The organism is Dyadobacter sp. BE31, from assembly GCF_031457695.1.
Taxonomy (GTDB): domain Bacteria; phylum Bacteroidota; class Bacteroidia; order Cytophagales; family Spirosomataceae; genus Dyadobacter.
The window spans coordinates 253825-273004 of sequence record NZ_JAVDXA010000004.1 but is presented as its reverse complement, the minus strand read 5'-3'; the positions used below and the strand labels follow the sequence as shown (position 1 = coordinate 273004).

At 49.7% G+C, this 19180-nt stretch carries 16 protein-coding genes; 11 read left to right on the top strand and 5 right to left on the bottom strand.

What is annotated here, in order from left to right; translation table 11 throughout:
- Positions 1-945: a helix-turn-helix domain-containing GNAT family N-acetyltransferase gene (locus tag J2Y43_RS21790; protein WP_309987474.1), complete on the top strand. Its 945-nt coding sequence runs from the start codon at positions 1-3 to the stop codon at positions 943-945.
- A 3-nt stretch (positions 946-948) separates the two neighbouring features.
- Here J2Y43_RS21790 and J2Y43_RS21785 read toward each other — a convergent pair whose 3' ends face one another.
- Both J2Y43_RS21785 and J2Y43_RS21780 read right to left on the bottom strand, forming a co-directional pair.
- The gene (locus J2Y43_RS21785) at positions 949-1542 is read right to left on the bottom strand and encodes a Uma2 family endonuclease (protein ID WP_309987477.1); all 594 of its coding nucleotides are present in this window, start codon (positions 1540-1542) and stop codon (positions 949-951) included.
- Positions 1543-1643: 101 nt separating this feature from the next.
- Positions 1644-2897: an asparagine synthetase B gene (locus J2Y43_RS21780; protein WP_309987480.1), complete on the bottom strand. Its 1254-nt coding sequence runs from the start codon at positions 2895-2897 to the stop codon at positions 1644-1646.
- A 148-nt stretch (positions 2898-3045) separates the two neighbouring features.
- Between J2Y43_RS21780 and J2Y43_RS21775 the strand changes: the two genes are divergently transcribed.
- Both J2Y43_RS21775 and J2Y43_RS21770 read left to right on the top strand, forming a co-directional pair.
- Entirely contained in the window at positions 3046-3633 is a 588-nt protein-coding gene (locus tag J2Y43_RS21775; protein ID WP_223403433.1) for a Crp/Fnr family transcriptional regulator, read from the top strand.
- Between the two features lie 102 nt (positions 3634-3735).
- Entirely contained in the window at positions 3736-4521 is a 786-nt protein-coding gene (locus J2Y43_RS21770; RefSeq protein WP_309987483.1) for an alpha/beta hydrolase, read from the top strand.
- A gap of 130 nt (positions 4522-4651) precedes the next feature.
- Here J2Y43_RS21770 and J2Y43_RS21765 read toward each other — a convergent pair whose 3' ends face one another.
- Positions 4652-6352 (bottom strand): hypothetical protein, encoded by a 1701-nt coding sequence (locus tag J2Y43_RS21765; RefSeq protein ID WP_309987486.1) that lies wholly within the window; start codon positions 6350-6352, stop codon positions 4652-4654.
- A gap of 274 nt (positions 6353-6626) precedes the next feature.
- Between J2Y43_RS21765 and J2Y43_RS21760 the strand changes: the two genes are divergently transcribed.
- Entirely contained in the window at positions 6627-8084 is a 1458-nt protein-coding gene (locus J2Y43_RS21760) for a hypothetical protein (RefSeq protein WP_309987488.1), read from the top strand.
- A gap of 123 nt (positions 8085-8207) precedes the next feature.
- Here J2Y43_RS21760 and J2Y43_RS21755 read toward each other — a convergent pair whose 3' ends face one another.
- Positions 8208-9785 (bottom strand): amidase, encoded by a 1578-nt coding sequence (locus J2Y43_RS21755; RefSeq protein WP_309987490.1) that lies wholly within the window; start codon positions 9783-9785, stop codon positions 8208-8210.
- Between the two features lie 50 nt (positions 9786-9835).
- Positions 9836-9982: a hypothetical protein gene (locus J2Y43_RS21750; RefSeq protein WP_309987493.1), complete on the bottom strand. Its 147-nt coding sequence runs from the start codon at positions 9980-9982 to the stop codon at positions 9836-9838.
- A 226-nt stretch (positions 9983-10208) separates the two neighbouring features.
- Between J2Y43_RS21750 and J2Y43_RS21745 the strand changes: the two genes are divergently transcribed.
- From J2Y43_RS21745 to J2Y43_RS21715, 7 genes are all read left to right on the top strand, one after another.
- A complete protein-coding gene (locus J2Y43_RS21745) occupies positions 10209-10406 on the top strand; it encodes a hypothetical protein (protein ID WP_309987495.1) in 198 nt (65 codons plus the stop codon).
- Positions 10407-10555: 149 nt separating this feature from the next.
- Positions 10556-11545: an FAD:protein FMN transferase gene (locus J2Y43_RS21740; RefSeq protein WP_309987498.1), complete on the top strand. Its 990-nt coding sequence runs from the start codon at positions 10556-10558 to the stop codon at positions 11543-11545.
- Positions 11546-11604: 59 nt separating this feature from the next.
- Positions 11605-12099, top strand: coding sequence for a YetF domain-containing protein (locus tag J2Y43_RS21735; RefSeq protein WP_309987500.1), 495 nt, complete (start codon positions 11605-11607; stop codon positions 12097-12099).
- A gap of 158 nt (positions 12100-12257) precedes the next feature.
- Complete coding sequence (locus tag J2Y43_RS21730) at positions 12258-12869, top strand: TetR/AcrR family transcriptional regulator (RefSeq protein WP_309987503.1); 612 nt, start codon at positions 12258-12260, stop codon at positions 12867-12869.
- 56 nt (positions 12870-12925) lie between these two features.
- A complete protein-coding gene (locus J2Y43_RS21725; RefSeq protein ID WP_309987507.1) occupies positions 12926-14242 on the top strand; it encodes a TolC family protein in 1317 nt (438 codons plus the stop codon).
- Between the two features lie 293 nt (positions 14243-14535).
- Positions 14536-15585, top strand: a complete 1050-nt coding sequence (locus J2Y43_RS21720; RefSeq protein WP_309987509.1) for an efflux RND transporter periplasmic adaptor subunit — start codon at positions 14536-14538, stop codon at positions 15583-15585.
- Between the two features lie 21 nt (positions 15586-15606).
- A complete protein-coding gene (locus tag J2Y43_RS21715) occupies positions 15607-18753 on the top strand; it encodes an efflux RND transporter permease subunit (RefSeq protein ID WP_309987511.1) in 3147 nt (1048 codons plus the stop codon).
- Positions 18754-19180: the final 427 nt, after the last annotated feature.

Below are 19180 nucleotides of genomic sequence, written 5' to 3'. Positions count from 1 at the left end.
ATGAACATTTTCAACGAAGTAGGGGCCCTGGCGATTTCGACCCGTTTGCAGCGCCTGATCGACCAGTTCCGGAAGGATGGCGTTCTCATTTACCAGCATAATGGCATCAGCTTCGAGCCGAAATGGTTTCCGGTCATTTATACGCTGCATAAAAAGGAGTCGCTCGGGATTATGGAGTTGTCCGAAGAAATCGGCTATGCGCACCCTTCGACGATTAGTTTGCTGAAAGAACTGGAAAAAGAAGGGCTGGTGGAATCATTTAAAGATCAGCGCGATGAGCGGAAGCGAATGGTGCGGCTCTCGGAAAAGGCGCGCGCATTGGTTGAGCAAATGCAACCGGTTTGGGAGAAGATCCGTAAAACAGCAGAACAAATTATCGACAATGCCAATAACCTGTTACAAGCCATGGACGAGACAGAGTATCAATTGAAAAAGGAAGGATTTTTTGAGCGCTACAAAAGAATGGAAAACGAGGAAACCAATGCCGCTATCAGTATTGTGGACTACAAACCGGAACATGCGCAAGCTTTTTACGACTTGAATTATGCATGGATTTCGGAGACCTACGAAGTGGAGCCGGAAGACGAAAAGACGTTGTCAGACCCGGAAACCTATTACCTCAAAGACGGCGGAGCGATCCTGATTGCCTTGTATGATGGAGAGCCGGTAGGTACATGCGCGTTGAAACGCAATGGAGAGGTAGTTGAAATGAGCAAAATGACCGTTTCAAAAAGCATGCGGGGGAAGAAGATTGGTGATTTGCTAGGGAATGCTGTGATTGAAAAGGCGCGGGAGCTCGGAGCCAGTAAAGTGATTTTATACTCGAACCGCAAAGGCTCGGCCGCAGGTATAAACCTGTACAAAAAACTCGGATTTGAGGAAGTGCCGTTGACGGGGCACAACTTCAAGCGGGCGGACATTAAGATGGAGTTGGCATTGGAGTAACAATCAGTTGAAGATTTTTCCAAGATCTATTTCAAGATCGGGAAAGATAGTAGATCGAAATTTTTCAGTCGCTGGTTTCAAACCAATGTAAACTCCATTTTCGTTGAGCACGTAGGCATAAAGTGTGTTGTCTGCGGGCTCAACGAGCCAGTATTCTCGTACGCCGCTCTCCTGATACAAATCGAATTTGTTATCCTTTTCTTTCTGAGAGTTGCCGGCAGAGAGGATTTCTACCATCAGATCCGGCGCTCCCAAGCATCCGCGATCATCGAGTTTTGACTCGTCGCATATCACACACAAATCCGGTTGTACGACCGTGTAAATTTTTTGATCCGTTACGGATTGACCTTTTCTAGGCAAACGAACATCGAAAGGAGCAAAAAATGCCTGACAATAGTGGTTCTCGAAAAAGTTGCCAATCTTCAAATACAATTTTCCGGCGATTTGCTGATGCCGGGTACTTGGCGCTGGCGACATCTTAAAAATCTTCCCCTTAATCAGTTCCACGCGCTCCTTAAAATGCCACAAGAGGTAATCGGCATAAGTGTAAGTTCTGTTCAGGTCTAATTCGTTGATATCGGTTACTATTGAATTCATAGCGCGTTCTTTTTTGAGTAAATCTACCCCAAATCCTTCTGTTTATCAATGATAAACACCGGTGATATATTGCCGAACGAGCAAACGCCCTTCCTGACTAATCAAGTCTTCCGCTTCTTCTTCCGGGCGGAGGGAAACAACACATTATTCAATATCAGTCGGTATCCGGGCGAGTTGGGGTAGAGATTGAGGTCGGTGGGCATGCGCCTGCCGCCTCCGCCGCGGCCCTCAGGGTCGTGGCCGCCGTAGAAAGTCCACTGGCCGCGGCCGAGCTCGCCGTAAATGTAACGGTCGGAGTTGCTGCTGGTACCCATAATGAGTGTGCTGGGTTTGACGGTATATTTCGAGAATGCAGTGGTTTGCCCGAAAAATTCGCGGATCAAGTGCTCATGGTTTTGCACGAGCATGGCCGGAATGACGTCCCATTTGGCCGAAAAGTCGAAAAGGGAGAAGTAGGCATCGTTTTCGCCCCAGCCGCGGTAGCGACCGGAGGCCGAATTGATGTCCGAAAAATTCATCCCATCGTATTCGTCGAGTTGGAGTTTGAAATTGTAAAATGCGAATGTCTTGTCAAAATCGAGTTTAGACTGGGCGTCGGGGTCGATACCGTCGCCGTCGAGGTTATCCACAATGTCGACGCCTTCGGCCGCCAATGCAATGTCGAAAGTCTCCGCACCGGAGCACATCGCAAATAGAAACCCGCCGCCGGCACAGAATTCCTTAATGGCCTTGGCGACGGCCAGCTTCATTTTCGGTACTTTGGAAAAACCATAGCGACTGGCAATGGCCTCCTGGGCTTTGATATCGGCTTCGCTGGTGCGGCGCAGGTTTTTGCCAAACTGCCCCGTAAAATCTTCGTGATGCAAATGCAGCCAGTCGTATCTGGGAAGATCGCCGCGCAGGATTTCTTCATCATAAATGACTTCAAACGGGATTTCGGCATATTTGAGCACAAGTAGTACGGCGTCGGTGTTTTCAAATTCGGCAGGGCTGATTTTAATAGGAGAGTACACCGCAATCTTGGCCGCTTTAAACAGCTTCACCACATCCATATTCACGTTCGGATTGCTGATCTCGTTCACAATCTGTGCACTGGCGGCTTCGGAAAGTACTTCATAGGAAACCGCCCTCAGTTTGCATTCATTTTCAATGGATTTGCTGTACTGAACCTTAAAGCTGCCCCCGCGGTAGTTGAGCAGCCAATCCACTTCAATATCCCCTTTCAACAGAATGTAAGCCAGACCGTACGCTTTCAAATGGTTGGTCTGCGTATTGTCCATCGGGATCAGGATCTGGTTTGCGAGGCAGATGTGCGACAGGAAAACCAACACGAGCGGTAGAATCTTTCTCAGCATGGTAAGAAATGTTTGAAGTCCGAAGCTGCATCGTCAGGGGAGGTGTATCAAATTTAACGAAATATCGAGATTTTAGGTAGCTGGTTATGAGGTTTTTGTGCCGCCGCTGCCTATTTTTGGAATATACCTCTACTCACCTGCTTCTCTCATGACGGAAACACAAATTCTGAACTACGCGCTCAACCAGTTCGCGGGGATCGATGCCGCAGCCTTTGAGCTGTCGGCGCCTTACTGGCAAAGGAAAACCTACGGAAAAGGAGAGTTTTACAACGAGTACAAAAATGTTTGCAAGTACCTGGGGTTTATTCTCGACGGCGTGTTCAGGACCTATTATATCGACGACGAATCGGCCGAGGAAAAGAATGTCTTTTTCTTCTCTAAAAACCAGGTGGTAGTAGCTTACAAGAGCTTCGTGACCCAGACACCTTGCAGCTATTACACCGAATCGATGACCGAGTCGACGATTTTATACATTCATATCAATCACCTCACCGAGTTGTACGGGAAATCGCACCATTGGGAACGCTTCGGGCGGCTGGTAGCGGAAACGGCATTCAACCTGGCTATGAACCGTGCCGAGGAGTTTATGTTCCGTACGCCGGAGCAGCGCTATCTCGAACTGATTCAGAATCATCCGGACATTTTTAACAACGTCCCATTGTATCATATTGCCTCTTATCTGGGCATTCAGGCGCCTTCACTGAGTCGAATCAGAAAAAGAATGGTGGGTAAATGACGATCTTAACTTGGGTTAAGAATATAGTCGGCTAACGTGCTGAATTTTGTCATGTCCAAAGCGGAACACAAAACAAAATTCAACTTTTAACCGATAGAAATCATGAAAGCCAATAACACCAAAACCGTCGTATTTGTAACAGGTGCATTTGTAAGCCACAATGGCTGGGACCAATGGAAATCCTATTTTGAAAGCAAAGGCTACACCACTTATGCACCAGCCTGGCCGTACAAAGACGCACCGGCCGCTGAACTGAGAGACAGACAACCCAACGACACCGCCCTGGCCGGCCTCACATTTAAGGAGCTCGTCGACCACTATGCGAACTTCATCAAAGCATTGCCCGAGAAACCGATCATCATCGGCCACTCGCTGGGCGGGTTGATTACCCAGATTTTGATTAACCGCGATCTGGGTGTCGCCGGAGCTGCTATTCACCCTGTACCTCCACAAGGTGTGATACCTTACGAATTCTCATTCCTGAAAGCAGGTTATAAAGTATTCGGATTGTTTACTTCCCTGAAAAAAACTTACCTGATGTCGCTCGCCGACTGGCAATATGCCTTCACCAACGGTATGACGCTGGAAGAGCAAATGAAAACCTGGGAGGAAAACGTGATCCCGGAATCCAAAACCGTGGCCCGCGGGGGGATTACTTCCGCAGCAAGAGTGGATTTCAAAAAAGCACACGCTCCGTTGCTGATCACTTCCGGTGAATTCGACAACATCATTCCGGCTTCTCTGAACCTGCGCAACTTCAAAGCTTACAAACAAAATGGCTCTGTGACGGACTACAAAGAGTTCCCCGGCCGTAACCACTTTGTTTTAGGTCAACCTACCTGGAAAGAGGACGCCGACTACATCCTCGACTGGATTAGTAAACATTAAAAGCGGCTTCCGGCTGGGGGGACTGCCGACCGACCGCCGACTGCCGACCATAGACCATAGACCATGTTTTCGTCTATGGTCGGCGGTCCATGGTCAAAACACATAACGGAACTAAAAGCCGTAATAAGTGTCACGAAAAACGGATCACATGCTTGAAAGGCGTAAAACCGGTGAGAAAAACAGTAGGTGCTTCCATGGCCGGTAAGGCTCCCCGTAATGCGATGTTCTTGTGCAATGCCAGTCCCGGACCGAAATTGATCGTGTCTCCTCCCAATTCGTAAGAGCCGGTCGCCTCTTTCAGTAACCACGAATCTTTGGTGTTTTCAATTTTGGAAACACCTTTGAGCGTTCCACCCGGCCTGAAAATCAATTCCAATGCAGCCGGCACGCGCTCGGTACCATTTGTTACCACTTCTATTTCCATCCCGCCGGAAGTCTCCCGAATGATCACTTTCGTTTCCAGTATCTGTACTTCGCTCTGCGGTCTGAAATTCCTGGGCATTTTCTCCCAATCGCCGTCCGGTGCGATGGATTCTTTGGGATAAGGCTGAAAATAAGGCCCGTCGAGTTTCTGGGTGAGTACCCATTCATTACCTTTTTCGCTGATTTTCTCGGATTGAAACTGGCCCTTTCCGAAGAAAGAAGAAGCAAAACGCACGCCTTGGAGCACTGCATTGCCTTTCATGAAAGTGAACCATACCGGATTGTTGGCGATCAACGTGCTGTCACGCCGGTCCCTGCGAATGCGCACGAGGCCGGAATTCGGGAAAGTTTTAACATAATTGACAGGCACCGGTTTCTCCGCCGGAAGTTCAGCCCAAAGCGAAGGATCGGTCAGGAAGTAATCCACAAACCCGGTGGTTTTCTGGCTGGCGGTTTGCTCTATCAGCCGGCACATAGCCGCATATTGCGCATTCCCATCCTTGATCGCGAAGTAACGGTACGGGTAATAGTAGTTTTCAAGTGTGCCCACAATGGCCTTATCCTGCCTTCCGGAAGCGTCGGTCACGATCTCGCCATTGGGATGGACGTAGTACATCGTCATGTCGAGGTTTTTGCGAACGGCGTCGAAAAGCTCGGGTTTTTTGAGCCCCTTGCCGATGGTAATGAGCAGGCGGTTGGTGAGGGACGAGTAAATGAATGTGCTCTTCTCATTGTACTGGCCGTCGCGGTCGATGTCGATGTGCTCGGCCAGCCATTGCTCGGCCCGCGCCACATATTTGGGATTAGGCCACAGCTCGTTCAGTTTAGTCAGTGCGGCCGATACCACCCAGCGGTGATTGGGCGTGTGGATGCCTCCCACGCTCAGCGCGTCCCCCCCGCGTAGGAGAAAGGTTTTAAGGTTCGCGAGCATTTTGCCCGCCCCTTCGGTACCCGATTGATCGATCATTTTATAAGCCATCGCCAGCCGCTTTACCAGAAAGCCGGTGTCGGGCGTCGAATGAAAGTTGGTCGAAAGGAGATCGATGGTGCCGTCGCTATGCTGGGTTTTGACCAGGTACAATGCCGCCTGGTCCATAGCGGCGAGCAATTCCCTGGATTGATAGAATTTGGAAGTCGGGGCGAACAGGCCGCTGGCGCCGTACTGGATCAATGCAGAGGTGCTATGCGGATTGAGGAGATCGAAGCCATCGCGCAAGCCGCCGAAGTCAGGGCTTTGAGGATCTTTCACCTGATAAGTCATCAAGGATTCGATGCTTTTATCGGCCTGCTTCACCAGCATCTGAAGCCACTCAGGCATCGTGTCGGCCCGAATGCGGCCAATGGTCGGTAATACGGGTAACGCGCAGAATGCCAGCGTACTGTTTTTTACGAATTGTCTTCTGTCCATGAAAGCCGGGTTAGGTATTTCCGCAGAAAAGATGGAAAATGCCTCAGGTTACTCGCGATTTCGGGCAATACGAGAGGGTAAATAGCGTTCCGGTTGCGAAGTCAATAGCGTTACAACTTCCTATTTTTGGTATATTTAATATTAAAATGATATGCATATTGCAACGGTTACAAACGGGAGGTTGTCACTCTTTGATGACAATATATTTCTAGTATTTTTGTCGGATTTTTTTGAAAAACACGTTGGGACCAACCAATTGAATGCCGGTTACTGAATGAAAACAACTGTACTTCGCAATTTGAGTTTGGGTTATTTGCTGTTACCAAACCTGATTTTTTCCATCAGCTGGTTCAGAATGCCCATTTCGGTGTGTTTGGTCGTGGGGCTTGTAGCGATGTATGTTCTCAGCTACCGTCGCGAAAAGACCTTGAAAACCGACCTTGCAACCCGTCACATGGTCGAGATTGCATTCATTTCGCTCGCTATCATTGCTTTCTCGGGAATAGGCGGCTTTTGCTTCCAGGCGTTCGATTTCTGGGCACATAATTCGAAATACTACACGCTGTATAACCAGTCGTGGCCGGTTACTTTCAAGGAAAATGGCCGCTATGCCTGCCATTACTTCGGCTTCTTCCTCGTCCCCGCATTGATTTCAAAAGGGTTAGGGGAGCCATCGGGTATTGCATTGTACCTCTGGGCATCGATAGGCCTTTTTATTGGCATTTGCTGGATATTCATTTTCACCCAAAGAAGCTATTTGTCGCTGGTGTTCTTTCTTTCACTGGGCGGAGTGGGCCATGTTTCCAAAGTCCTTTTTCTGCACGCGATCGGCCTCAATTATCATGTGCCTCCTTTTTTCACGGAGATATGGCCGGTACTGTATCAAACGCAGTGGGCGCCCAATCAGCTCATTCCCATTATCATCGTCTCCTGCATTCTTTTTCATGATTATGTGTATGACAAAAAGCCGGAAAAAAGCTTTCTCGCAGTCATTTCCATTTTTATCTGGGGGATTTTTCCTTCGATCGTCTTCGTGATCATCTTCGGAATGCTGATCGTACTGCGCTATTACAAGGAGCCGCAGTATTTTCTCAAACCCAGGCCGATGCTCGACCTTTTTCTGCCGGGCCTGCTGTTTATCCCTACATTCTTCTTTTTCTTGCAAGGGAAAAGTTCGGTAGTTTCCGGTTTTATCTGGCAGTTCAACCCGCGGAACGAGATCGCATTCCATTATTTTTTCGGTGTGGTGATTGACCTTGCCGTGCTGTATGGAATAGTGCTGATATTGAAACTTCATAAAAGTCAGTATGCCAATGTTATTCATGGCCTATTCCTGCTCCTGATCGCGATATCGCTATTCCGGATGGGCAAATGGAACGACTGGTTCCTGCGCGGGAGCACGCCTGTGCTCACGCTATTGTCGCTTTTTATCCTTCACCGGTTTGCCGAATGGGTGAAAGAATATCCCGGCTGGTACAAAATGCGGATCGCTTACCCGATCATCATTTTCCTCGTGCTGGGATTGGTGGTGCCGCTGTCGCACATCAAGCGCGCATTGACCGAGAATGTCGTCACGCAGTCACTGTTTCCCGACAAAGTGAAATTCACGCCCTACCCATATAATCAGTACGAGGATTTCTACCAATTAGGAAAGGCAATCTACTCACAGCAGGAAGCAAACCAGTTCCTTGGCCAGAAAGGGTCGTTTTACGAGATGTATCTGGCGCGTTGATGGGCCTTCGGCCCCGACCATAGACCATGGACGGCCGAGCACCATGAGTAACATAAAAACCGGGCAGGTAGTCTGGCGATCCATGGTCGGCGGTCTATCGTCGGCGGTCGGGGCCGCAGGCCCTCACCCCACACTCCGCAAGTACCCCGGCGTAACGCGGTTATGCGATGCCTGCTCGTATGCGTACGCGATGCGGATCAGTTCCGGTTCCTGGTAGGCTTTTGCAAGAAATGAAATCCCGACCGGCAGGCCGCTAAGCATGCCCATTGGTAAGGTGATCGACGGGAAGCCCGACAAGGCGGCCGGGCCGTAGGAGCCGTATCCGGTCCAGAAGTCACCGTTGACGAGGTCGGTGCACCAGGCTGCTCCGGTAGATGGGCCGCATAACGCGTCCAATTTGTGCTTGTCGAGGAGGTCGGTCAGCGCGTCGGCCACACCATTGATTTTTTCCAGCGCCTCCTTGTATTCTTTGGTATCCAAATCGCCCTTGGCCTGGGATGACTCGAAAAGTTCCTGGCCGAAATAGGGCATAGTCTTCGCCTTATTGGCTTTATTGAATTCGATCAGGCCTTCGAGCGACTTGATTTTCGCATTCGATGTAGACAGATACCGGTTAATGCCGTCTTTAAATTCATATTGCAGCACCAGCGATTCCGCTCCCGGCAGTTTCTGCAATTTCATATATTCTACTTCCACGACTTCGGCTCCGGCCTCTTTGAGCTGTTCCAGGGCCTTGTCAAGCAGCCCGTCGATCCGCTCGTGCATTTTCAACATCGATTTCTCTATCCCGATACGCTTTCCTTTCAGTCCGTTGGGGTCGAGGTACGCGCTGTAATCGGTAGGTAGCGTTTGCTGAGGTTTATGCTGAGTGACATCAGCCGGGTCCTGCCCGGCCATGGCGCCGAGCAATGCGGCCGCATCGGCTACGGTTCGCCCGAATGGGCCCGCTGTGTCCTGCGTTTGGGAGATAGGGATCACGCCGTTTCTGCTCACCAGGCCGACGGTCGGTTTGATGCCTACCACTCCGTTCATCGATGCCGGGCATGCGATCGAGCCATTTGTCTCGGTGCCGACAGCCACCGCACAGAGGTTCGCTGCTACCGCCACCGCAGAGCCCGAGCTCGATCCGCAGGGAGAACGGTCTAGTACATACGGATTGTGTGTTTGCCCTCCGCGACTGCTCCAACCACTGGACGAGCGCGTCGATCGGAAGTTGGCCCATTCGCTCAAATTGGTTTTGCCAAGGATTACCGCGCCGGCTTCGCGCAGCCGGGTCACCAGGAACGCGTCCTTCGAAGCTACGTTGTCGAGCAACGCCAGCGAGCCGGCGGTGGTTTTCATCCGGTCCGCGGTGTCGATATTGTCTTTCAGCAGAACCGGAATACCGTGCAGCGGTCCGCGGACTTGCCCGGACTTACGTTCCTTGTCCAGCGCTGCCGCAATCCGGGCTGCATCGGGGTTCACTTCGATGACCGACGCGAGTTTGGGGCCCGCTTTATCTACACGGGCTATTTCATCGAGGTAATGGCGGGTCAAAGCCAACGACGTCAACCTGCCCGCCTGCATTCGTTTCTGCATTTCCGCGACCGTCATTTCGGTAAATTCTCCGGGGGCGATCTCAGGCGCTGACCGGGCGAATGCGGGCATTATGGTAAACAATCCGGCTGCGGAGCCAAGCCGTAGGAAGTTTCTTCTTTTCATGCGAGTGCGTTGTCAGGTTCTGTTTACCTGCAATATAGAAACTTCTGTTTTTACTGATGAGGAGGCTTGTCGCTGAGTTTTTTCCAAATCCATATGATCAGCAGGAACGGCGACATGATAATTGTTGTGAGTATCGTAGCTGTACCGAGGATGGCGGCAAAAATGATCCTGAAAAAAGAAGAGAAAAAATTATTCATGAATGCAGGAGGTCCGTTGATGTGAAATGAAGTTTACAATCGATTACGCGTCGTGGAAAATGTTTCTATGTTTTGTAGAACAGATGCTACTAGTTGTTTTCTTTGATGTAGTTAAATGACTATAAATCAGTAAACTAACTGCCAAAATAAGTATATTTTATTGGACTGGCACAGTTATTTTTTGTAACTTTATCAATGAAAATTATTATTAAATAATTGCAATAGCATGAACTTCTTATCGAACGTGGTTGGGTATTCCGGGAAGTTATTTTTTGCAACTATTATGTTTTTCGCAATGATTATTTCGACTGTTGTTTCCCTGCCGTTTATTGGTGCGGGAATGATTAAAGATGCTATTAATGCACATCATCACCATCACCAGGCTGAGGAAAGCAATCTGATAGACGAGTATAGCGAATACTGATATATAATTACCGGAAGCGGAAGGGGTACGGACGGGATGTCCGTACCCCTTCTGTCGTTACAGGCTTTATCACGATTATGCCCTGGCAGCTGCCCGCAGTTTGCCTGAAATGAAGTAGTTTTACCCCGCGATTACCCCTACTTATTAAAATGACCTCATTTTCAAAGCTATTTCTGCCTCTGTTTTTTGCTTGTTTGATTACCTCCCTGTCGCCTCTCCGCGCGCAGGAGCATCGATACACTTTCGAAAAAGGATTGATGGGGTCGCCTTTCAAGCTTGTGTTTTATACATCCAATGATTCGATAGCCCGAATAGCCGCTGATCGCGCCTTCAAAAGGGTGGAGGAACTGAATGAAATCATGAGCGATTACCGCGACGGCAGTGAGATCAACCGCCTCTCCGCGACTTCGGGAAGTGGAAAGTGGGTGCCGGTGAGTAAGGATCTTTTTGATATTCTGGCGGTTTCGCAGGATATCAGCGCCAAAACCGGCGGGGTTTTCGACGCAACGCTCGGGCCTGTCGTACAGATGTGGCGGCACGCGACGCGTAAGGGCATATTCCCGCCCGAGGAAGAGATCCGCGACGCCCTGGCGCGTACGGGCTATTCCAAGTTGAAAATGGATAAGAAAACGCGCAGCATTATGCTCACGCAAAAAGGCATGCGGCTCGATATCGGGGGCCTGGGCAAAGGCTATGCGGCCGAGGAAGCGATTAAAGAACTCAAAAAATTAGGCATTACTTCTGCTATGATGGATGCGGGAGGAAAAATCGTACTCACTAATCCGCCTCCGGGCGCCAAAGGGTGGAATATCAATGTCTCCAATGGCAGTGATTCGTTGAAGGCCATGCAGCTTTCTAATGTCGCGCTCGCAACTTCCGGCCCGACTTACCGCTATATGGAATACAAAGGGGTTCGCTACTCGCATATTGTAGACCCGAAAACGGGTATAGGTCTGCTTTTCCATGTGCGTACGACGGTCATTTCACCCGATGGAACCATTGCCGATGCGCTGGCTACCGCATTCAGTGTGGCGGGTATCGAAAAGAGCAAAAAGTACCTCAAACGTTTCAAAGGCAGCAAGGTATGGCTAGTCGAAAAGCAGGGCGACCGCATTGCCGAGTGGAATATGCTTGAATAGGAGCAGGGGGCAGGTCTGGTTTGTTTTTTGCAGATATGCAGGAAACGAACTGACACCCTATGGAAATCCTTACCCAACTTTTCGGAGAGGGCGAAAACCAAACTGCTCTTCAGATGTCGGCCCGAGCGGTGGTGATATTTATCATCACGCTCATTCTCCTTCGCATCGCCGGAAGGCGCTCTTTCGGTATGAAATCCCCATTTGATAACATCATTGTGATCCTGCTCGGGGCGATTTTAAGCAGGGCGGTGGTGGGCGCTTCGGAATTTGTGCCTACTATCGCTTCTGCAACCGTCATTGCCGTGCTGCATCGCCTTGGCGCGTGGCTGGGTGCCCTGAACCTCCGTTTTGGCGCGTTGATCAAGGGGCGAAAGATCGTGCTTTTTGAAAAAGGAGAGCTGAAACACGACAACATGCGCCGCGCGCTGATCAGTGAATCAGACCTTTATGCGAGCTTACGCAACGATATGCATTTGGAGAGTTTTGAGCGGATTGAAAGCGCGTACATGGAAAACAATGGGCAGATCAGTTTTGTGAGAAAAGCAGAGGAATAGGACAAAATCGACAAATATTAGTTTCAAACGAATATTTTAAATACTTGTTTAAAAAATATATTTGAAACATTTGACATTGTTATTTCAATTGCACAACTTTGATCCGTTGATTCAATAAGCAGCTGCAATCATAAACAACAACCTAACACACCCAAATCGTGAAGTGCGTTACAGAAAAAAGTGAGGACAAGATAAGAGAGGCGGCAAAGCGTGTTTTTCTGAAAAAGGGTTTTGACGGCACTACCTCGCGTGATATCGCGAAGGAGGCCGATATGAATATTGCATTGACCAACTACTATTTCAGAAGCAAGGAGAAGTTGTTTCTTGAAATATTCAAAGATGTGCTGGAAGAGTACTTTCAGAACATGCTCACGATCCTGAACAAGGACATTGATATAAAATCCAAAATCTCGGAGATTATCGATAACGATTTTGCGATGATGAAACAGGAGCCCGATCTGGTAATCTTCATCATGAACGAGATCCACAAATCACCGCAAAGGCTCTTCCCGGATATGTCGATTTTCAGGCAAGTGCGGGAAACCCATCTCAAAAAGCAACTGGAAGAAGGAGCGGCGAACGGGACATTGCGGCCGATGCAGCTCGAAAATATTCTTCCGCTGATCAAATGCGGCGTAGAGTTCATTTTCATGGGGAAGGAGATCCATAAGGAGCTTTTCATGATGACCGACGAGGATTTTGAGAAATACGCCGAAGAACAAAAGGAGCACATTAAGGCAATGGTGTGCAACTATCTGGTGATCGGATAGCCATTTTTTTTGCCACTTCATTAAACAAACATTTAAAATAAACATTTGTACTAGCCATGAAACACCTGTTCCATGTCACGGGAATGCTATGCCTGATGCTTTTTCAGCGAACGCAGGCGCAGCAGTACGACCTCAACCAATTGCTGGATCTGGCCATGAAAAACGATTTCAGTGTACAGGCTGCGCGGCTCGATGAGGCAAAGACGAATGCGAAGATCGACGAGGTACGGTCGGCCTTGCTGCCCAGCCTGAATGTGTCGGGGGATTACAAGCGGTATATCAAAATACCGGGGCAAGTGGTGCCGGCGAGTGTGTTCGGGGGGCCGGAGGGTGAGTTCAGTACGCTGGCTTTCGGGTTGCCCTATAACCTTTCGACGACCGCGCAAGTGACTCAGGCGTTGTATAATCCGTCGGTGAAATACGCATTGAAAGCGGCAAATCTGAACCGCGAGCTAACATCGCTCAGCACGACGAAAACGAAGGAAGATGTGGCCTACAATGTGACGGACGCCTATTACAACCTGGTTACCGTCGTGCAGCAGATGGCTTTTCTCGACAGTAACCTCATTTCGCTCGACCGGCTTTACAAGGTTTCGGATTTGTTATACCAAAACAAACTCGGGCAGCGGGTGGACGTGGACAGGATACTGATCAACAAAACTTCGACAGAAACACAGCAGGCGACACTGAAAGATAATTATAATCAGCTGGTTAACCTTTTAAAATACTACACGGGAATCCCGCAGAGCGATTCGGTGCGTATACTTGTGAGAGTTCGTGACGTGGCGCTGCCTGCTTACGCCGATTGGGACAAAACGAGGCGCACGGATGTGGCTTTACTGCAAAAGCAAAAGGATATTAACGAATTGCAGGACAAGAATATACGTTCCGGCCTGATTCCCACAGTGAATGCTTACGGCGTAGCCAATATGGCGTTCTATGCGCAAGGCGGAGAGAATTCGACTTTCCAGGATGTGCCCGGCTATTGGGCGGGTTTGCAGCTCAACTGGAATGTGTTTGACGGGATGGCGCGGAAGGCCAAGCGCAGCCAGAACCAGATCGATCGCGAGAAGCTGGATGTGCAGCTGAAACAGGTACGCGAGGCCATTCAAATGGAGGAAAACAATGCCCGCAACAAGTTTGGCGTGGAGCAGAAAAATATCAATGCTAAAAAGGACCAGGTAGCATTGGCAGAGAAAGTTTACAAACAAATCCAGCTACAATTCAAGGAAGGAACTGTGTCGCTTACCGACGTAATCCAGGCCGAAAACAGTCTTCTGGACGCCCAGAGTAACTACCTGACCTCACTCGTACAGCTTCTGAAAGCCGAACTGGAATGGAAAAAAGCAACGGGGCAACTCGTACAGAAATAACATTATACTTCATCAATCTTGCCGTATTCATCAACAACTAAAAACAAGTAAGTCAGGTGTGGTCATTTGTGGTCAAGTATTGTCATTTGTAGTCAGGTATAGTCAAGTGTAGTCAGAACTACCAATGACAATTCCTGACCACACTTGACAACTCCTGACCACACTTGACAACTCCTGACTACAAATGACAATCCTGACCATACCTGACCACTCCTGACGAGACTTGACCACAAATGACAATACCTGACCACTCTTGACTACACTTGACAATAACTTTTCAACATTCTACAAAAATGAAACGTCTATTCATCTTCCTGGGAATCATTGCCGTGCTGGGGCTTACGGCGGCGAAGTTGCTGAGCAACAAGGAAAAAACGGAGCAGAAAGTATACATTCCCGATCCCGATCCGAAGGTAGGGGTGAAGGTAGCGGTTGCAGAACTGCGTGATTTATCGCAGGAATCCGGATTTCTGGGGTCGTTTAACCCGAACCGGAAGGCGGAAATTCGTCCGCAGGCCAGCGGAGAAATTGTGAAACTGAATGTGGAAGTAGGCCAGCATGTGGCTGCCGGGCAGCTTATTGCGAAGATCGACGACGAGCAGCTGCATTATCAGGTAGAGGCATTGCAGGTGACTTTGGAAGGTTATCAGAACGATTTGAAACGTTACGAAGCATTGGTAAAGGGCGACGCGACGCCGGCAGTGAATGTCGAGCGCACGCAGCTGAGCATTCGTAGCACGCAGGCGCAGATCAAGCAGTTGAACAAACAGATTAAAAATACCAGCATTGTCGCACCGTTCGGCGGCATTATCACTGCTAAAATGGTAGAAAAAGGCTCGGTAGTGAGCCAGGGAACTCCTATTGCGGAGATCACCGATATTTCTTCACTCAAACTGGTGGTGAATATCCCTGAGAAATCGGTGAATGAGTTCAAAACCGGTAAGGGCATTCCCGTACGCACGGATGTGTACCCGCATGCGAATTTCAATGGCCGTGTAACGATGGTAGCGGCGCAGGGCGACGAGGCGCATAACTACCCGGTGGAAATTACGGTGCAGAATTCAGCCACCAATCCATTAAAGGCAGGCATGTACGGCTCTATTGCAAGCGATTCAAAAGTGAAAGGCGAGGCATTGGCCGTTCCGCGCCAGGCCATTATGGGCTCGGCGAAGCAGCCGCAATTGTATGTGGTGGAAAACGGTAAGGCCGTATTGCGCGACGTGAGCGTAGGTGCGACGACGAATGAACACTATGAGATTACCAAAGGCCTGAAAGCTGGTGACCGTGTGGTGACGAGCGGGCAGATCAACCTGCAAAACGGAACATCGGTGATAGCACAATAACAACACTTCATCAACAAGCCCATGAAATTCATTGAAACCATATTGAAGCGCCCTTCGATGATCATCGTGTTGTTCGCGATCCTGTTCATCGGCGGGCTGGCTTCTTACACCCAGCTCAGCTATGTGCTGCTGCCGGAGTTTTCTGTTCCTACTATTACTATTACCACATTATATCCAGGCGCGGCGCCGACGGAGGTAGAGGCCGAGGTGAGCAAGAAGATTGAGGATGCGGTGTCCGGCCTGGATAATATTGAAGACGTCACTTCCAAATCGATGGAAAGCGCGTCGCTCGTGATCGTGCAGTTCAAGGCGGGTACCGATATCGACAAGGCGTTGGAAGACGCTCAGCGCGACGTGAACAACATGCTCAGCGACTTGCCCGACGATGCGGAAACGCCCTCGTTATCCAAAATCTCGCCGAGCGACCAGCCTATTATGCAGCTCCTGGCTACTTCCAGCTTGCCCAACGAAGTTTTCTATCAACAGGTGGAAGACAAATACCTGCCGATGTTGCAGCAGATCGAAGGTGTGGCCGAGATCACCATGACAGGCGGCGACCAGCGGGAGATCCGCATTAATGTCAATAATGACAAACTGCGTTTCTATGGATTATCGCTTTTGCAGGTAACACAAGCCATTAACCAGGCTAACCTCGACTTTCCGACCGGGAAAGTGAAAAGTACCTCCGAGAATATGACGCTCCGCCTAGCCGGCAAGTTTGCCTCGCTGGACGATATCCGCAACCTAGTCATTACCTCACCCGTAAACAACAGCCCGATCCGCGTAGGTGACGTGGCCGACATTACCGACGGTCTCACCGACGCTGAAAGTATCAGCCGATACAATGGCGTGAATGGTATTGGTTTGTTTATCAAGAAACAATCCGATGCCAATGCGGTCGAGATCAGTAAATCGGTGCAGGCGAAGCTGGCTTCCATTGAGAAGGCTAATGCAAAGGACAAAATCAAATTCGCGATCGCGTACGACAGTTCGATATTTACGCTGGAATCTGTGGAGGCGGTAACGCACGATTTGGTGATCGCAGTAATCCTCGTGGCGGTGGTAATGCTGCTCTTCCTGCACAGCTTCCGGAATGCATTCATCGTGATGGTTTCGGTACCGGCGTCGCTCATTGCCGCATTCCTGTTTATGTATGTGATGGGCTATTCGCTGAATTTGATGACGCTCCTCGCGCTCTCGCTCGTGATCGGTATCCTCGTCGACGACTCCATTGTGATCCTGGAAAACATCCAGCGGCATTTGGAAATGGGTAAAAACCGCTGGGATGCGACCGTTGAAGGTGTGACCGAAATCGGTTTTGCCGCATTGGCCATTACGCTTGTGATCGTAGTCGTTTTCGTGCCGATTACCATGGTGAATTCGGTGATTGCGGATCTTTTGAGGCAGTTTTCGCTCACGGTGGCATTTGCCACGATGGTCAGTTTGCTGGTGAGTTTTACATTAACTCCGTGGATGACGTCCAATATGGCGAAAGTCGAACGTCTTAACCCTAAAAACCCAGCGCAGGCTTTCCTGATCTGGTTCGAAAAAGGTTTGACGGCACTCACAAAATGGTACCATGGCTCCCTGGAATGGGTGCTGGGCCACAAACTGGCTTTCTCGGGCATATTGGTAGCGATCGTGGTCATGACCGGCTGGGTAATGAGCCTGGGCATTATCGGCTCGGAGTTCGTGGCTGAGGGCGACCAGGGTAAGTTCCTGCTCACGATGAAGCTCGATAAAAGTGCCTCCTTGCAACAGAATAACCTGACCGCGCGAAGCATTGAAGATTACTTACGCAAAAAACCGGAAGTGAAAACGATTTTCGCGAACGTCGGTGGAGCCAGTACGGGCCTGAACAGCTCGGGACGAGGCGAAACCAACCGCACCGAATTGACCGTAGAGCTGATCCCGGTGAAAGAACGCAAGAATGAACAGCCGACGGAAGATTATATGCTGGCCGTGCGTAAGGAATTGGAACAAAAATTCGCAGGAGTGGAATTCAACTCGGCGGCTATCGGGATGGTGAACTCCGGCACGGCGCCTATTGAAGTATTTCTCAGCGGCGACAACCTCGAAAAGATCCTCGCCGCCGCCAACGACCTCGCGAACCGCCTGCGGAAAACACCCGGGGCGAACGACGTGAACGTGTCCGTAGAAGCGGGTAACCCCGAGGTGCGCGTGGACATCGACCGCGAAAAAATGGCGAAACTGGGCCTGGACATTCAGACAGTGGGTGCTACCATGCAGAATGCATTCGCCGGGAACGACGATTCCAAATTCCGCGATGGGGGAGAAGACTACGATATCCGTGTTATGCTGGACGCATTCGACCGCAAAAACCCGGAAGATGTGAAGGCGATTACATTTTACAGTCCGGTGGCTAAGCAATCCGTGCAGCTTGCACAGTTCGCAGATGTGACGCTCAGTACTGGCCCGAGTATTGTAGAGCGCAAAAACCGTCGCTCATCCGTCACAGTCACCGCCAATACATTAGGGATTGGATCGGGAACTTTGGTGAGTAATATTCAGGCCGGTTTAAAGGAAAATCCGCTTCCGGACGACATCATACTTACCTGGGGCGGCGACGCGAAGAACCAGAGCGAAGGTTTCGGTTCGTTGGGGCTGGCGATGCTGGCAGGGCTAATGCTTGTGTATTTCATCATGGTATTGCTCTACGACAGCTTTGTGTACCCGTTTGTGGTGCTATTCTCAATCCCGGTAGCGGTGATCGGGGCATTGCTGGCGCTGGCGCTGTCATCGTCGAACATCGGGATTTTTGCCATGCTCGGAATGCTGATGCTGATCGGTCTTGTGGTAAAGAACGCGATCCTGATCGTCGACTTTGCCAACCAGCAAAAAGCAGAAGGCGTGCCCTTCCGAAAGGCGATCCTGATTGCCGGCGAAGAACGCCTCCGACCGATTCTGATGACAACTATTGCGATGGTGATCGGGATGGTGCCGATTGCTACTGCAACAGGTGCCGGGGCCGAATGGAAGAACTCGCTGGCGTGGGTGTTGATCGGCGGTTTGACGAGCTCGATGCTGCTCACCATTTACCTCGTGCCGATGGCATATTATCTGGTAGACAGGCTGGGTGAAAAGTGGAATACGTGGAGAGCAAAGTCGGCCAGGGTGCAGGAAAGCGTTGTAGTGGAAGAAATTTAAGGAAACTGAGTCTGGTAACATGAAAAAATTAATGTTTTGTCCGGCAACTTTAGATTCTTCCTGCAAACGCAAAGTCGGTCAGAGCTTGGCGGTTACAGGTCCGGGCACGGAAACGGGGCAAAACATTTTTTTTCTTTTTACCCGAAAAATACAAAATGAACGGGTATTTTAATGAACTAGTCGGCCCGGTATGGGGTTTACCTCTTAACCCGAATTATTGCCGAATCAAAATAGGAGTTTCTCAACGGAAGAAATTAGTTATTCAAAGGCAATCGATGACGGGTCAACAAGCGAAAAAATCAATATCCAGACTCACGATCTAACTGTACGTAACATGGGAAATAAAAGCTACAACACCAACTGACTTGCCTGATGTCTCTATCAGGCCGCAGCCTGATGCCGGTAGGCACCCCACTAAAACAAGCTG

Excerpts from the sequence above, each read along its gene's own strand:
- J2Y43_RS21790 (WP_309987474.1), top strand. The coding sequence starts at position 1 with ATGAACATTTTCAACGAAGTAGGGGCCCTGGCGATTTCGACCCGTTTG.
- J2Y43_RS21785 (WP_309987477.1), bottom strand. The coding sequence starts at position 1,542 with ATGAATTCAATAGTAACCGATATCAACGAATTAGACCTGAACAGAACT.
- J2Y43_RS21780 (WP_309987480.1), bottom strand. The coding sequence starts at position 2,897 with ATGCTGAGAAAGATTCTACCGCTCGTGTTGGTTTTCCTGTCGCACATC.
- J2Y43_RS21775 (WP_223403433.1), top strand. The coding sequence starts at position 3,046 with ATGACGGAAACACAAATTCTGAACTACGCGCTCAACCAGTTCGCGGGG.
- J2Y43_RS21770 (WP_309987483.1), top strand. The coding sequence starts at position 3,736 with ATGAAAGCCAATAACACCAAAACCGTCGTATTTGTAACAGGTGCATTT.
- J2Y43_RS21765 (WP_309987486.1), bottom strand. The coding sequence starts at position 6,352 with ATGGACAGAAGACAATTCGTAAAAAACAGTACGCTGGCATTCTGCGCG.
- J2Y43_RS21760 (WP_309987488.1), top strand. The coding sequence starts at position 6,627 with ATGAAAACAACTGTACTTCGCAATTTGAGTTTGGGTTATTTGCTGTTA.
- J2Y43_RS21755 (WP_309987490.1), bottom strand. The coding sequence starts at position 9,785 with ATGAAAAGAAGAAACTTCCTACGGCTTGGCTCCGCAGCCGGATTGTTT.
- J2Y43_RS21750 (WP_309987493.1), bottom strand. The coding sequence starts at position 9,982 with ATGAATAATTTTTTCTCTTCTTTTTTCAGGATCATTTTTGCCGCCATC.
- J2Y43_RS21745 (WP_309987495.1), top strand. The coding sequence starts at position 10,209 with ATGAACTTCTTATCGAACGTGGTTGGGTATTCCGGGAAGTTATTTTTT.
- J2Y43_RS21740 (WP_309987498.1), top strand. The coding sequence starts at position 10,556 with ATGACCTCATTTTCAAAGCTATTTCTGCCTCTGTTTTTTGCTTGTTTG.
- J2Y43_RS21735 (WP_309987500.1), top strand. The coding sequence starts at position 11,605 with ATGGAAATCCTTACCCAACTTTTCGGAGAGGGCGAAAACCAAACTGCT.
- J2Y43_RS21725 (WP_309987507.1), top strand. The coding sequence starts at position 12,926 with ATGAAACACCTGTTCCATGTCACGGGAATGCTATGCCTGATGCTTTTT.
- J2Y43_RS21720 (WP_309987509.1), top strand. The coding sequence starts at position 14,536 with ATGAAACGTCTATTCATCTTCCTGGGAATCATTGCCGTGCTGGGGCTT.
- J2Y43_RS21715 (WP_309987511.1), top strand. The coding sequence starts at position 15,607 with ATGAAATTCATTGAAACCATATTGAAGCGCCCTTCGATGATCATCGTG.